Below are 15,835 nucleotides of genomic sequence, written 5' to 3'. Positions count from 1 at the left end.
ATTTATGGTTTAAACTATCCATTTTTTCATCATGTTCTATTTGTCTAGAATCAATTTGATGCTGTTGATAATTATCGATCGCCACTTTACTCGCTTTTTGCGATACATATATAGCAAGGACAGCGATTACAGTAATAAGTGCTATTCCCCAAGCATACTTTTGTTTATCTTGTTTAACTAACCAATACATAAAAATAAAGTACGGTATACCAAAAATGCAATAGAAAATGATACTAGGTGTGCTCATATGACGTTGTGTACTAATGGTAAACTTTATATATTCACCGATGAAGTACAAAATTATCTAATTTTAATGAGAATACTAAAAGTTTCTATTTCTTTATTTTTTTAAAACATTGATGGTAAGTTATTAAAGAATATTCATTTTTATTAGAATAATGGTTTTTTTATTTATCCGATATTCATTGTAGTAAATTGATTTAAGTAGTTGATTTATAGCTTTTATGTCCAATATTTTCTTCTTTTTATTGTTTTTTGTCATTTTATAAAAAATGAGCAGTATTATTGCCGAAAAGAAAAAAATTATTTTATACATTTGCAGCGTCACATAGGAAGACAATAACTAGAAAATGAAGAATAACAATATATATAAGTTCTCTCAGCTGCATGCTTTTGAAAAGTTTGCCGTAAGGGGATATTGTTCTTTTATTTTTATGGAGATTCCGGTTCTTCGCTTTCGACGACCCATACTACCTCGGGCTTGATATGAGGTAGTGATCTTTCTTTTTAGTAATATCATCAGGTCCGATGATGGCGCTCCACGATTTTATTAATTGTTTTTTCATAGCAAAACGCAATTTCGATTGTTCGTTTTATTATTTGGGTCGTAAGTCAATGACTATTTCAGAATTTTTAATTATTCCAGCAAAGCCTGAGCATGTTGCATATGCTGAGCAGATTTGCAATGAAATGTTCGAGTCTGCAAAAGCTCGGGGGACTGGTATTGCTCGTCGCAAACCAGAGTATGTTGCCAATAAAATGGTTGAAGGTAAAGCTGTTATTGCTTTACATAAAGATGGTCGATGGGCGGGGTTTGTCTATATCGAGACCTGGGGACATGGCGACTATGTTGCCAATTCCGGATTAATTGTCAATCCCGAATTTCGAAAAGTAGGTTTGGCAAAAGCGATTAAAAAAAGAGTTTTCGAATTATCTAGAGAAAAATATCCACATGCTAAGATATTCGGTTTAACAACAGGTCTGGCGGTGATGAAAATCAATTCAGAACTTGGTTACGAGCCGGTGACCTATTCCGAATTGACACAAGATGAGGAGTTTTGGAAAGGCTGCCAAAGCTGCGTAAATTACGATATTTTATTGAGTAAGGACCGTAAGAACTGCATGTGTACAGCGATGCTTTGGGATCCTGTTGATAAAGAACGTGAGTTGAAAGAAAAAATTCAGCGAAAGGCAGAAGCAAAAGAAAGATTAGAGCGTATTACGCAAAAACAATCCCTATTGAAGCGGATAGAAGCAAAATTATGGAAATCAGCAAAAAAGTTCGTTGCGGTCAATTTCCATAAGAGTAAAAAAGTAGTTAAGGAGTTTTAAGTTTTTTATATTTTTGATTTAGCCTCTGTGTGAGGTTGATCAACGAATTAATCCAAAAAGATGAAAAAAGTAGTTTTAGCATTTAGTGGCGGGTTAGATACATCATTTTGCTGTATTTATTTGACACAAGATTTAGGTTTAGAAGTTCACTCAGTAGTAGTTAACACAGGTGGTTTCTCAGAGGAGGAATTAAAACAAATTGAAGCGAGAGCTTATGCTTTAGGTGTAAAATCGCACACAGCTATTGATGAAACGCAAGACTATTACCGCGAAACTATTAAATATTTAATTTTTGGTAATGTATTGAAAAACGCAACTTATCCATTATCCGTTTCAGCAGAACGTGTTTGTCAGGCCACAGCTATTGCCAATTATGCAAAGAAAATTGGAGCCGAATGCGTAGCACACGGTTCTACAGGAGCAGGTAACGATCAAGTACGTTTTGATATGATCTTCCATACATTAATTCCAGGAGTCGAGATCATAACACCGATACGTGACTTACAATTATCACGTGAAGATGAAATCGAATATTTGAATAAACATGGAGTTGAATATTCTGCTGAAAAAGCCAAATATTCCATTAACAAAGGTCTTTGGGGAACTTCAGTAGGAGGGGCAGAAACATTGACTTCTAATCAATATTTACCAGAGTCTGCTTGGCCAACACCTGTTACCGCGACAGAACCTCAACAGATCACTATTGATTTTGTAAAAGGTGAACCAACAGCCTTGAACGGCAAAACATTAGATGCAGTAAGTGTTATTCAAGAATTGCAAGCATTGGCTCAGCCTTATGGTATCGGCCGTGATATCCATGTAGGAGATACCATTATTGGTATCAAAGGTCGTGTAGGATTTGAGGCTGCTGCTTCAGTAGTATTGATCAAAGCACATCATGCTTTAGAAAAGCATACCTTGACAAAATGGCAACTATCTTGGAAAGACCAGATTGCAGGATTCTATGGCAATTATATGCACGAAGGACAGATGCATGATCCCGTTATGCGTGATATCGAAGCATTCCTAACATCAACACAAGAAGCAGTTACAGGAAAAGTAATTGTCGAGTTGCATCCATATCGTTTTATTATGATCGGTATTGAATCGGAACATGATTTGATGTCTAATAAATTTGGAACATATGGAGAGATGAATGCTGGGTATACTGGAGATGATGTAAAAGGATTCTCTAAAATATTTGGTAATCAAACCATTATTTGGCATAAAGTCAACGGAAAATAAAGATATATAGATACAATGTATTCGAAGTCATTAATTTTCTATTAAAAAAAGTAATGGATCCCAAACTCATCATTTGAGATAGGGATCCATTTTTAACATCCATTGGTTTCACTGATAGATCATGGAATGAAAGCAGATATTAGGTACATGCATGGCCTAGTCCAATTAATAATCTAAATACTAAAAAATGATAAAAGTAGGAATAGTAGGATCAGCGGGGTATACAGGAGGTGAGTTATTACGGATATTGATATACCATCCAGAAGTTGAAATTGTATTTGCAAATAGCGCTTCCAATGCAGGAAATAAAATTTATGAAGTGCACAATGACCTATTTGGCGATACCGAATTAACTTTTTCTTCAGATTTTCATTCCAATATTGACGTGTTATTTTTGTGTGTAGGTCATGGCGACGCAAAGAAATTTTTAGACGCAAATCCAGTAGATGCATCGGTAAAAATTATTGATTTATCTCAGGATTTTCGCTTAAAAGCGAATACTTCTTATCAAGGTCAACAATTTGTTTATGGATTGCCAGAATTAAATAGAGAAGTGATCAAATCGGCACAATATGTTGCCAATCCAGGTTGCTTTGCCACCAATATTCAATTAGCGCTTCTACCATTGGCATACAAAGGATTATTACCAGAGCAGATCCATATCAATGCAACAACAGGATCGACAGGAGCGGGTCAGAAACCTGGACCAACTACACACTTCTCATGGAGAAATAATAATCTATCAGCCTATAAATCATTTGAACACCAACATTTACAGGAAATATCAGAATCTTTAGCACAGTTGCAAGATGGATTCCTTCCTCAGTCCGATCAAACATTATTAGAGCGTGCGGCAGCGAAAATCAACTTTGTCCCACAACGAGGTGATTTTACAAGAGGAATATTTTCAGTGATATATGTCGATTCAGACTTATCTGAAGAACAAGCTTATGAGTTGTATGAGACTTATTATGAAGAACATTCATTCACACATGTGAGCCGAGAAAATATCGATCTGAAACAAGTTGTCAATACAAATAAAAGTATTATTCATTTAGAAAAACACGGCAACAAATTATTAATCTTAAATGCAACTGATAATTTGTTAAAAGGAGCATCAGGCCAAGCGGTACAAAATATGAACTTAATGTTTGGTTTAAACGAAAGAATGGGCTTAAATTTAAAAAGTGTAGGGTTTTAAATCTATTCCAAAATATTATATAATTGAAAAGCGAAGACCATCATGGGCTTCGCTTTTTTTTGTTGCATAAGCAATTAAATAATAATCTTATTCATTTAATTACGATTATTAATCAAGACTTCCTCACTTTGTTCCCGCAGTAGTTAGATCTTGTGTAGTAATTATCTTGCTGATGCATTATTCTCTACAAAGTTATTTAATCAGTGTCCATATACTATTTGCACGAACGACTGATTTTTATATTCGTTTGATTATAAAAGTCTTGAATCAAGATAGTTGCAAAAATCTATTAAATCGACCTTTAATTCATATTCAGATAATATGAAGTGCTAATTTTAAGCATAAATCAGTTATGTTATACATAATTTTTCTGCAATCGATTGTGTAGATTGCGCAAACGATTTCGTTGTTGTGTGCTATAAACTTATGTTAATTATTATCCTATTATTGTAAAGCAAATAATTATTAATGTTTTAATAATCAAAGAGTAATAGCTGCTATCCTAACCAATAGTGTTATTTCTTAAATTTTTTTTAAACCTAGCCTTTTACTAGTACTGACATATTATAGAATTTTTAGCGCGGGTAGAATTTCAAAAACTCTATTTCATTTAACAACGTTTTCGAACAGTTTTTGAAGTTTAATAAATGTAGTTTGCTGTGCCAAAAAAATTAATTTCATATCAAATACTACGGTGATTCTTGTTGTGTTAATTCAATTTAGGTCAGTTTTACAAGTTTAGGGTGAAATATGCGCATCAGTATTAATGAATAAACTTAAATTAAATTAAAATAATGGTTAAAATTTACACAAGCGTTTCATGTGCTTTGTTTTTATCTATTGTTGGGACTCAATCTTTATACGCAAAAAAAAGCCCATTTAAACTCCCCGTTCAAATTGGCTCATATACTTTGCTGGATACTATAAAAAATGAGGATTCCGATTATAATGTGAAAACTGACACAATTGGCCAAATGGTGCAGGCCATGCAGAAATTTAAATCTGTTAGAGATACGATCAATATGCGCTCTGCAACCCCCGTACCTAATTTATCTATTCAACAGATAATCAAAGGAAATCTTGCAGGAGTTTATGTACAAAAGCCAAATGGCGAACCGGGTACGGAGCAAAGCATCATTGTACAAGGTGCTTCTGGAATCTTATTTTCTAAAAGAGATGTTTACGCATTACAGCCTGCTATTTATGTAAATGGTGTTCCTATAGTTGCTGAGAATCCTTTTGCATTCGATGTTCAGAAGTATGATTATAACCGGATTGGTCCTTCTACAAATTTATTGTCGCAAATTGATGTAAGTAATATTCAATCTATTTCTGTTATTAAAGATCCTTACGAATTAACTAAGTTGGGACCAAATGCTGCAAATGGTGCAATTTATATCATCACAAAAAATGCAAAATCGGGCCAAAAAGATATTAGTATCAATTCTTACTTTGGTTTTGCACCAGCGCCTAAGGTAAATACAGTAAATGGTGTTTATGAGAATATCTTCAGAAGACCTTTTTATGAAAAGTATGGTAATCAAGAAAGATTTGATGCTTATGCGCCTTATTTAAGAGATTCTACAAATACGGCTTATTTTGGCCCTTCAAATTGGAGTGACTCATATTACAAAAATACACCTACTTATTCAGCTGATATGGGTATAACTGGTGGAAATGATCGTGCAAATTTTAGATTTTTTGGTTCAGGAACTAAAAATGCTGGTAATGCAGATGACACAAATTTGAACCGTTATAATGTTTTTTTTGGAATTAATATGGCACCATTTAGCTGGCTGACTGTATCTAGTAACGTAAACGCAACACGCTTAGACCGCAAAAGAAACAAAAGCTTAAGAGATCGGTTTGCGGAGCAACGCTATATTCCAGATTTATCCACGCCATTATCTCCCAACAAAGAAATCTACAATGGTTTCTTAGATGAAAACAAGAAAAATGTTGACAATAATCGTGTGACAACATTAGGTGGTAACTTGACACTAAGTGCAAACATCAATAAATTGATTTTGTCTAGTTCTCTTATGTTTGATTACAATGAAGGCACTCGTGATTATTTTACTCCCTCTACGTTATTGGATGGTGTAAGTTATATATCTAGTTACTTTGGGTATAATCAACGACTGATCCTTAACAATTCAGCATCATATGAATTTGATTTTTCTGATGATAGTCAGTTAGCACTAGAGGCTGGACAGATCTTTCAAGGCGATACCTATAAATACAATTATGCTCGTGCTTATAATGGACCAAATGATTATGTGAAATTGAATAAAGTAAATCTTTCCGATCTGAATGCAACTGAGTTTTATGTGTTTAGATATATTGATAAAGAGGTACATAATATGCTCTCCTTCTATGGTTCGGCGAAATATAAATACAAAAACATACTTGATATTGGTGCTATCGTGAGAAGAGATGGATCATCAAATGGTCAGCCAGATAGCAGATGGGTAACCACACCAGCCTTTAATATCAATTATAATTTGAAAAATCAGTTTTTAGCGGATTATTCTTACATCGATAAATTAAATATTGTAGGAGGTTGGGGTAAGACTGTAAGTCCATTTTTGGATGACCGTTACGCAGCTGGACCACAATATCGGTCGGAAAATGGTTGGTATGAAGAGCCTACTATCCCAGGGTATGGCCCGGTGTTAGGTATCAATAGACCTTATGACAGTGGTTTTATTGGTTACAATATTAAGATGCCAATTGCAGAACGCGCAAGCGTTTCATTAGATGGAACTTTTTTTAATAATCGTATCAATGCTTCAATCTCTGCCTATAACAGAAATAATAAAAATCAAGTTGTTGGAGTACCAGTACCGACAGAAACAGGCTATAGTTTAAATTATAAATCAGGATTAAATATTAATAACAAAGGTCTAGAGTTCACTCTTAATGGAGCTATTATTGCAAATAAAGACGGTTTTAATTGGAATTCTGCAATTAATGTGAGTTACAATAAAAATAAAGTAACGTCTTTACCTCAAGGTTATACGGAGTTAATTAACGGGGATAATAGATTGGAAGTTGGTAAGTCCGTTGGGAGTTACTGGTTGTATAATAATGAAGGTATTTATAATTCTGAATCTGAGATCCCTGTTGGCTTGACATTTAATGGTATTCCTATAAAAGTAGGTGATCCAATTTGGAAAGATCATAATAAGGATAATCGTATTGACAACAATGATAAAGTCCAAATGGAAGATCGTCTCCCAAGTTTTGTCGGAGGTTGGAATAATAACTTAGCATACAAAAATTTTGATTTGAATTTTAATTTCATTTTTGCAGCGGGTCATAAAGCAATCAATCAATATGAGGCTAAACGATATGGATTTATTAACCGAGAAGCGGGTAATGACATCAACTCGGTACGCGAAGTGTCTTCATGGCAAAGTTTTAATAATGAAAAGAATTATCCGATCTATAACCCTTGGAGTGATGTAGATCCTTACCGTGTGGATCAAGATCTCTTTTTAGAGAATGCATCTTATTTGAAGTTACGATCTGTAACACTAGGATATGACTTGACTAAGGCTACAATTTTTAAAAAATCTGATCAACCGATCAGACGATTATATCTTTATGTCACAGCAATGAATCTTTTGACTATAACAAAATTTACAGGAACTGACCCGGAGTTAATTAATTTCAATGGTTATTATGATGGCGCTAATTTAAGTATTCCGAAAACTGTTGTTGTAGGATTTAAATTGGATTTATAAACGAGAGGATTATTAGACATGAATAAGGTAATAATAAAAATAAAATTATGGACAGGTAAATTGTCTCTAGCTCTTTTAACTATAATATTAGTTGCTAGCACATATTCTTGTAATAAAATAAATGATGTTTCTTCGAATAGGTTGGCTTCAGAAGAAACAAATTGGAAATCGCTGGAGGATGCCAAAGCCAATTTAATGTCTGTATACGGTTTGATGCGTTCTGCTACTGTTTCTGATAATGGCCACTGGCTAATGGGCGACCTTAGACAGGGGGATTTTACGATTACCAATCGTAGTGATCTAAAAGCAATTGTTAATGGTCAGCTCAATGCATCTTATCCCATTATAAGTAGAATAACGAATTGGAGAAGATTTTATGCCGTCATCAGTGCCGCGAGTCTTTTTATTGAGCGATCTTCAGAAATTATGAATGAGGATGTACGATACACTAAAACCAATAATAATGTGGATGTCGCACAAGCAAGAATTTTACGCGCTTTTGCCTATTTCTATATGACACGTATATGGGGTGATGTACCTTTACTGACCTCTTCTCATGATGGTAGTTTTGAGGCTAAAAATAGAACATCGCAAAATAAAGTTCTTGAATTTGCAACCAAAGAATTATTGACCGCAGCTCAGGTGGTTCCATTTCGATATGGTGGTACCGATCCGATCTTACCTGGAGATTATTATAACGAAGGATGGGCTTCTTGGAATGGTAACATATTTACACGTCTTTCCGTATATGGTATTTTAGCGCATATTGCCGCATGGCAAGGTAATTATGTAGATGTTGCAGCATATACGAAGTTTATACTTGATAACCACACGAAATTGAATGGCGATGGTTCTTTTGGTACTACTTATCTAAATATGGCTCATCTGACAGAAAACGATAATGGTTACAGTCCATTCGCTTTTAAACGCGCAACAGTATTAATTGGATTTCCTTTTGAATCAGGAAATGGATTAGCAACCAATAATGGGCATATTGAGGGTTTGACTCTTGCGTTACCATTTATTCCGAAATCAAAACCTGAGATGTTTGTCAATAAAGATAGTATCATGAATATCTTTACTGATCCTAAAGATCTTCGTTTTGGAATTGACCCAAAAACCAAACGATATCGTACCAATTACTTCTATAATTTTGAATCAGAAATGCCTGTTTTTAATAAGATTAAGGTCATTTCGCCGGAAAGTACTTCAGGTAACCTTACTTTATTTAGTTCGACACTTTTATTTAGTCGTTTGGAGGAGATCAGTTTATTGCATGCAGAAGCTTTGGCAGTACTAGGAGATACAAATGGAGCTTTTGAATCTTTAAATAAAGCCGCTGATTTGAGAGGAATTACTTTTTCATCCGTTAAAAACCCAGATATCATAGATGCTATTTTTCAAGAACGTAGACGTGAATTAATGGCGGAAGGTTGGAAATGGTATGATCTCGTGCGTTACAATAGGATTAAAAAACAAAAGACAATTTTTGCCAATAAAGATGGTAAATCAATGACCTTTCGCGAGTTTGAAGAGGCTGGAGGTATTTATTGGCCAATCTCTCAAGACGTCATAACCGCAAATCCAGGTATTACCCAGAACCCGTATTGGAAATAATAGATATAGCAACATGAAAAGTATAAAAAAAAATAATAGCATACGCTTTTTCTTAATGCTTGTCTCACTAGGGATGTTTGCATGTACTAAAAGTGAGTCACCTTATTACAATTATGAAAACAAGGTGCAATCCTTCAATGGGTCTGCATTGGGATATCTCCAAGCACAACCGCAGGGTACCTTCGATTCCCTATTAGTCGTATTGGGCCGTTTTCCAGATTTAAAAGACTCATTGACTAATCAACAAATAACACTGTTTGCACCAGTTAATAAAAACTTTGAAACAGCCATTAAGTATTTGAATATTAAGCGTGAGTTGGAAGGAAATGATGCTTTATTCTTGAGAGATTTAGATCTTGAAGGATTAGAAGAGATTATATGTAAATACATCATTCGTGGTAATAGAACGACAGATGCGTATATTAATAGTTCGGATGGCATCATTGCACAATCTATTTTATTTGATTACCCCATGCATATTAAATATTCGAAAGAGAGTTCTTCTGGTTATATCGGTGGTGGAGCAAGTACCTTAAATTTTAGTAATCCTTTTGGATCTGTTTTTACCCAAGATTGGGGTAAAACAAAAGCGACTACGGTAAATATCAAAACCAACAATGCTACAATTAATATTTTGGAATCCATTCATAACTTCGGCTTTAAGGAGTTTACGGAAAGACTAAACAATTAAGACTTAATTATGAAAAGAATAAAAAATATAGTTAAAATAGGTCTGCCTGTATTTTTAGGTATAGCTATCTTCTCTTCTTGTAAAAAAAATCTACCTGAAGAGACCTTGTCTATCGCTTATAATTCTAAATATACACAGACGCTTTACCAGCCTGTATTAGGCCGAAATACCTTATTTACTAATATATTTCAATATGGAAATTCATCATTACCTCTTGATTTTAAGATATTGAATATGAGGAGGTTCAATGGGGATCCCGCACCAGAACTGACACAGCTTTATCCTGTCCTTGTATGGCAAGGTATTTATGATGGTACTGAAAAATCGCTAGCGGAAATTGAAGCGAAACGTAAAATAGAGAATCATCCTTTATTTGAAATTCGACCTCGTTCAGGTGATTTCATTATGTGGTCTGCAGCGAACTCTAATATGGTGGTTGCTCAACCGGACTCGGGTTACGTTTTTGACGTAGAAATGTCCAATTCTGGTGGCAGACGGTATTTTCAGGGTATGCGCTTAACTCCATTTAGAGAAAGACCTTATGAGCCTTCTAATTTGGATCCGATTACTGGACAAGGAACAAACATATCTGTCAATCCTTCAGGTACGAATATCATTGGTGAACGAGGACAGCCCCTTAATACGAGCTCTGATATACAAGTATTATTCAAAAAAACAGGTAACGGTAATAGTTTGACCTTTAAGTTTGTGGATTCACTATCTAACCCAATAGATCCCAATAAGTTCGCAGATACGGATTGGAATAATTTGGTGCACGGTTTTAATATGACTAAGGATAATTTTCAGGTGAAATATGATGTTGCTTATCCAATTCCTTTAAGTGCATATCCTACAAAATATACAACTTCCTCAGGAGGACAAGCTCGAGTTGCATTCAAATTTCATCGTATGGCTTTTGGAAATATACTTCAAAATAATTACCTAAATTTTAATTTTAATATTTACCAAAAAGGTGATTGGGAGTTGACTTTTTGGTTTAAACGAGATCAACCGAAATTCACCAACGATTAATAAATCAATTTAAACTTAAATTAAAAGTATTTCAAATGAAGTATATATATACGATAGGTATCATATTGGCTTTAGGTTCGCATAGTCTTGTTTATGCTCAAAAGCAGATCAAGGTGACGGGAGTCGTGACGAGTGGCTCTTCGAGTTCTAATGAGACAATATCGGGAGTAAGTATTTCCTTAGGAGGAAAAGCCATAGGAAGTTCTGATCGATATGGTAAGTTTACAATCACCGTGCCTGATAATGGAGAGATTACATTTAAATCTCTGGGTTATAAAACGGTTGCAGTGGCTGTTAATAACAAAACCTATATCGCAGTGACTTTACAGGCAACAACTCAAATGTTGAATGAAGCGAAAGTTACATCAGGTTATCAAACTAAAAATAGAGCTTTAAGTACGGGATCTGCTGTTACAATTTCAGGGAAAGATATCCAAGGTGTACCTGCATCGGATATCATGAGTTTACTGCAAGGTAAAGTAGCTGGTCTTAATATTCAGAATACTTCTGGTGCACCAGGTGTGCGAGGGAGTGTGACGATTCGTGGTATTTCTAATATTAGTGTATCAGGTGATGGTAATGCGGCTTTCCTGACGCCGACATCACCTTTATATGTGATCGATGGGGTGCCTGTGGATGATAATGCTAATTTTTCATATGGATTTCAACAAGCGGGGCCTGGCGTTTCGCCAGCATCACAGATTCCTCCGGAGGATGTTGAGAACATTACTGTATTAAAGGATGCAGCAGCAACAGCACTGTACGGTTCTAGAGGTGCCTATGGCGTTATACTAATTGCGACAAAACGTGGTAATTCGAAAGTTCCGGTTGTTCGTTATAATGGGTCAGCATTCCTATCCACAGTCCCACAATTACGAACTGTAATAGGAGGGAAGGATGAAAGATTGTTACGTATTGATCAAATTATGAAATACGATACTTCTTATTATCATGCGTTGGATATGATCGCCAATACACCATTTTTGTCCGATCGCTATAACCCTTATTATAATAATTCCACTGATTGGCAATCGTACTTTTACAAACCTACATATAATCAAACACACAATCTGAACGTATCGGGGGGTGATGTTAAATTTAATTATAAAGTAGCATTAGGGATTTATGATGAAACAGGTGTTCAAAAAAATACAGGCTATAGTCGGTATAATTTGAACATGAATATGATCTATAATCCAAATCCACGGTTTAAATTGGAAGCGCAATTAAACAATTCGATCCAACAGCAACGTATGGGTAGTGGTAATGGATTGTTTAATACAGGTGTTGCAGCAGCGGCAGATGCTTCTTCTTTGTTGCCTGCTCCAACGCTATTTTCTTCTGTGAACAGTGCTTTAAGTGCTTTGAAAACGGAAGATGATAATAAAGTATTGATTACAACAGCAACTGTTAATTTAAGTTATGATTTCTTTAAAAACTTTAAAGCATCATCGTATTTGAATTATAATGGTCAGTCAGGTACGAAAGATAATTTTACACCGGCGGCATTGAATAATAATCAAGCATTGTATTATACCTATAATGACCGTGCGACAACTATTTACAATAGAAATCAATTATCTTATGTCTTTTCTTTTAAAGAGCATGGTGAAGATGCCCATAATTTTTCATTGTTTGCATTCTCAGAATTAAGAGCCTCAGCTTTTAAGTCGGATGCGATGAAAAATGATCGCGTTGTGAACGATCAATTGCAAGGTCCAATTGTCAAGCAGACAGGTTATGCAAGTTCCAAAGGAGGAACGCTTGAGTATAATGATCTACGTACGGTGGCTTTTGCTGGGCAGTTTTCATATAACTATAAACAGCGGTATGTATTAGACTTAAACTATCGTGCGGATGGTTTGTCGACCAATGGTCCTAATGCTGGTTATATCAAAAATCCTGCTATTGCAATCAAATGGAATATTGAAAAAGAACGTTTTATGGAAGACGCTACTTGGTTGGATTATGGCTCTGTACGTTTAAGTTATGGTTCTAATATTTCGCCAAATGGTAATATCTATTACACTTATGGTAAATACTATGGTTCTGATCGCTACAATAATAACCCAACTGTGGTAACTGATCTAAATTATTTGCCGAATTTATCATTAGAGCCGTCAAAGGCGACCACTTATAATGCTGGGATAGACTTCTCACTATTTAGCAATAGATTTACATTATCGATGGATAGTTATTACAAGCAAAATGATAATATCTTCCAAGATAAAGTCATTTCATCAACCAATTCTTTTAACAAAATTGCATCAACTGAGATCAGTAATGTGAATTATGGATGGGAGTTTCAAGTTACAGGACGTCCGTTAGCACCTACAAGTCCATTTAAGTGGACCATGTCCGGAAGTTTTGCTATCAATAGAGAGATTTTGGCAGCATTACCAGATGGTTTACGTGAAAAAATAATTTCTACGGGCAGTGATGGTCAAGATATTTATCAAAGACTGGGGATTAATTCATTGTCTAATTTCTTGTTCAATACGAAGGGAGTTTACGCAACCAATGGACAAGTACCTGTGGATCCTGTTACTGGGTTACCTTACCGGGTGGGCGGAAATGATCCCTTAAATTATTTTAAAGGAGGCGATCCTATATTCACAGATTTGGATGGTAACTATGTGTTGGACAATAATGACCGTGTTATAGCAGGTAATTCGCAACCGGCAATAACAGGGGGATTATTTTCTCTTTTACAATATAAAAAGTGGAGTGTAGAGGTGAATGCTTCGTTTACATTAAAACGGGACGTTCTGAATAATACTTTAGCTTACCAATTCTCGCGCTTCGGAAATCCGACTACTATGGGTAGTATCGTTCCTTTATCAATGATTGATTATTGGAAGCAGGATGGTGATGTTGCAACCTATGGCAATCCGATGGATTTTGTGCGTAATGGTCGTATTAATCCATTCCGTTACAATCAAACTCTATTCCAAGAGGATGGATCATACTTAAAGCTCAATTCCATAAAAGTCTATTATAACTTCGATCAAAACTTGACAAGAAGATATGGCATGAATAGAATGAGCATGAATTTTTCAGCAGCAAATTTAGGATATATTACACGATATTCTGGAGCTAATCCGGAAACTGTAAGTGCACTAGGACGTGACTTTGGGGGCAACTATCCTTTGCCTAAATTATTTTCTTTGGGTTTAAATATCGAGTTTTAATACGTTTGAGATCATGAAATTTAAAAAAATAACCTATTTATTGATAGCATCAACATTGTTGCTGTCAATGTCAAGCTGTGAAAAGTTTCTAAATGTAACACCCATTGACGCTTTGTCGGGTAATAACTTTTGGAAAACTAAAAAAGATGTTGAAGGCTATACGAATGGTATATACCTGAAATTGAAAAATAAGTTTGGAGGAACTATGTTAATTCCGTCATTGGATATGCGCGGTAATTATGTTAAGGTGGTTGAAAATCTGGATAGTGATGGTAGTGGTCCAGTTAATAGTTTGATCTCCAATAATATGACTTCTGTAATGAATGGCTCGACAACTTATCATAATAGAATAAAAGATAATATGAATTGGAAAGCTTGGTATGATGTCATTGCGGCAAGTAATATTTTGTATTACGAAACGGGCCGTTTAGATGCTCCGGGATTTTCAGAAACAGACAGAAAGCAATATCAGGCCGAAGCTGTATTTACAAGAAATTTAAGCTACCTATTTTTATGTCGCATGTTTGGAGATGTTATATATTACACTGATGCATATAATAGCAAAGCGCTTCCACGTGAAGATCAAGTTGTAGTGATGAAAAAATGTATTGCTGATATGCAGGCCGTAAAAGATGATTTGCCGATTAGACAGAGTTCCTCCAATATGATTGGTGTTCGTCCGACTCGCGCAAGTGCAGTCGCTTTATTGATGCATTTGAATATGTGGGCAGCAGCTTGGGACACGCAAAGCAAAGAGGGGTATTATACTGCTGTACTTTCACTTGCGGAAGAGATGGCGACCTATCAGGATTATTCGCTGTTGACTATTTCAACGGAGAATACGAAACGTATCTTTAAAGGTCGTTCTGCTGAAAATCTTTTCGGCTTGTTGCAGGACTTTAATTATGGAGAGACATTCTCTGATTATGCAAATTATTCTTTTTTCTTCTCACATTACCCTTATCGAGGAAAAGAAGATAAGACCAAAAGCTTTTTAACCTACGATAAGAAATACATTGATAAATTATTTCCGGAATCAAACGCTGATCTTCGACGCTCGACTTGGTTTGAGAATATGAGTACAGAAAGTAGTGCTTTTCAATTTAAGAAATTCATCAATACCTACTCGAAGGGTTCAGGAACTAATATTACGATGTATAGTGATGATAGTGCCATTATTTTTAGGTTGCCAGACGCTTTGTTGCTCGCAGCAGAAGCGGCTGCAGAATTGAATAATGAGGCAACAGCACATAGATATTTGAATCAGGTCAGGCAAGCAGCGGGTGCTCCAGATATTCTGAGTACTGGTTTAGCTTTAAAGAATGATATTTTCGCTGAAAGATGTCGTGAACTCATTGGGGAAGGTCATTATTATTTCGATTTGGTTAGAACAAAACGAGTGATAGATACAGAGTTTGCGAAAACCGTGATGTCCGTTGGAGATTTCAACCGTGGGGCATGGACATGGCCATTAATTATCACGGCGGAAGAGCGTGGAGCAAACCCTAATTTAACCAGTAATACTTTTTGGAACTAA

The 15,835-nt window shown here is 35.3% G+C and carries 10 protein-coding genes; 9 read left to right on the top strand and 1 reads right to left on the bottom strand.

All coding sequences use genetic code 11. The annotated features are described in order from the left end of the window. A partial coding sequence (locus tag B3P23_RS17055) for a hypothetical protein (protein ID WP_248754904.1) occupies window positions 1-190 on the bottom strand: 190 nt, incomplete at its 3' end. A gap of 665 nt (window positions 191-855) precedes the next feature. Between B3P23_RS17055 and B3P23_RS17050 the strand changes: the two genes are divergently transcribed. From B3P23_RS17050 to B3P23_RS17010, 9 genes are all read left to right on the top strand, one after another. Continuing rightward, a complete protein-coding gene (locus B3P23_RS17050; protein WP_045754610.1) occupies window positions 856-1,572 on the top strand; it encodes a GNAT family N-acetyltransferase in 717 nt (238 codons plus the stop codon). A 60-nt stretch (window positions 1,573-1,632) separates the two neighbouring features. Continuing rightward, window positions 1,633-2,817, top strand: coding sequence for an argininosuccinate synthase (gene argG / locus B3P23_RS17045; protein WP_293928381.1), 1,185 nt, complete (start codon window positions 1,633-1,635; stop codon window positions 2,815-2,817). A gap of 187 nt (window positions 2,818-3,004) precedes the next feature. After that, a complete protein-coding gene (argC, locus tag B3P23_RS17040; RefSeq protein WP_293928379.1) occupies window positions 3,005-4,018 on the top strand; it encodes an N-acetyl-gamma-glutamyl-phosphate reductase in 1,014 nt (337 codons plus the stop codon). Between the two features lie 950 nt (window positions 4,019-4,968). Then, window positions 4,969-7,767 (top strand): SusC/RagA family TonB-linked outer membrane protein, encoded by a 2,799-nt coding sequence (locus B3P23_RS17035; RefSeq protein ID WP_293928377.1) that lies wholly within the window; start codon window positions 4,969-4,971, stop codon window positions 7,765-7,767. 18 nt (window positions 7,768-7,785) lie between these two features. Then, window positions 7,786-9,384, top strand: coding sequence for a RagB/SusD family nutrient uptake outer membrane protein (locus B3P23_RS17030; protein WP_293928375.1), 1,599 nt, complete (start codon window positions 7,786-7,788; stop codon window positions 9,382-9,384). Between the two features lie 13 nt (window positions 9,385-9,397). Then, window positions 9,398-10,075 carry a fasciclin domain-containing protein gene (locus B3P23_RS17025; protein WP_293928373.1) on the top strand — a complete coding sequence of 226 codons (678 nt, stop codon included), beginning with the start codon at window positions 9,398-9,400 and terminating at the stop codon, window positions 10,073-10,075. A gap of 9 nt (window positions 10,076-10,084) precedes the next feature. Then, the gene (locus B3P23_RS17020; RefSeq protein WP_293928371.1) at window positions 10,085-11,107 is read left to right on the top strand and encodes a DUF5007 domain-containing protein; all 1,023 of its coding nucleotides are present in this window, start codon (window positions 10,085-10,087) and stop codon (window positions 11,105-11,107) included. Between the two features lie 35 nt (window positions 11,108-11,142). Next, on the top strand, window positions 11,143-14,298 hold the full coding sequence (locus tag B3P23_RS17015; protein ID WP_293928369.1) for a SusC/RagA family TonB-linked outer membrane protein: 3,156 nt from the start codon (window positions 11,143-11,145) through the stop codon (window positions 14,296-14,298). A gap of 13 nt (window positions 14,299-14,311) precedes the next feature. Next, entirely contained in the window at window positions 14,312-15,835 is a 1,524-nt protein-coding gene (locus B3P23_RS17010) for a RagB/SusD family nutrient uptake outer membrane protein (RefSeq protein ID WP_293928367.1), read from the top strand.

The organism is Sphingobacterium sp. UBA6320 (assembly GCF_002440335.1).
Lineage (GTDB): Bacteria > Bacteroidota > Bacteroidia > Sphingobacteriales > Sphingobacteriaceae > Sphingobacterium.
This window is presented reverse-complemented; position numbering and strand designations above follow the sequence as displayed.

Bases quoted from the DNA above. Each gene is read 5' to 3' on its own strand.
- B3P23_RS17050 (WP_045754610.1), top strand. From the start codon at position 856: ATGACTATTTCAGAATTTTTAATTATTCCAGCAAAGCCTGAGCATGTT.
- argG (WP_293928381.1), top strand. From the start codon at position 1,633: ATGAAAAAAGTAGTTTTAGCATTTAGTGGCGGGTTAGATACATCATTT.
- argC (WP_293928379.1), top strand. From the start codon at position 3,005: ATGATAAAAGTAGGAATAGTAGGATCAGCGGGGTATACAGGAGGTGAG.
- B3P23_RS17030 (WP_293928375.1), top strand. From the start codon at position 7,786: ATGAATAAGGTAATAATAAAAATAAAATTATGGACAGGTAAATTGTCT.
- B3P23_RS17025 (WP_293928373.1), top strand. From the start codon at position 9,398: ATGAAAAGTATAAAAAAAAATAATAGCATACGCTTTTTCTTAATGCTT.
- B3P23_RS17020 (WP_293928371.1), top strand. From the start codon at position 10,085: ATGAAAAGAATAAAAAATATAGTTAAAATAGGTCTGCCTGTATTTTTA.
- B3P23_RS17015 (WP_293928369.1), top strand. From the start codon at position 11,143: ATGAAGTATATATATACGATAGGTATCATATTGGCTTTAGGTTCGCAT.
- B3P23_RS17010 (WP_293928367.1), top strand. From the start codon at position 14,312: ATGAAATTTAAAAAAATAACCTATTTATTGATAGCATCAACATTGTTG.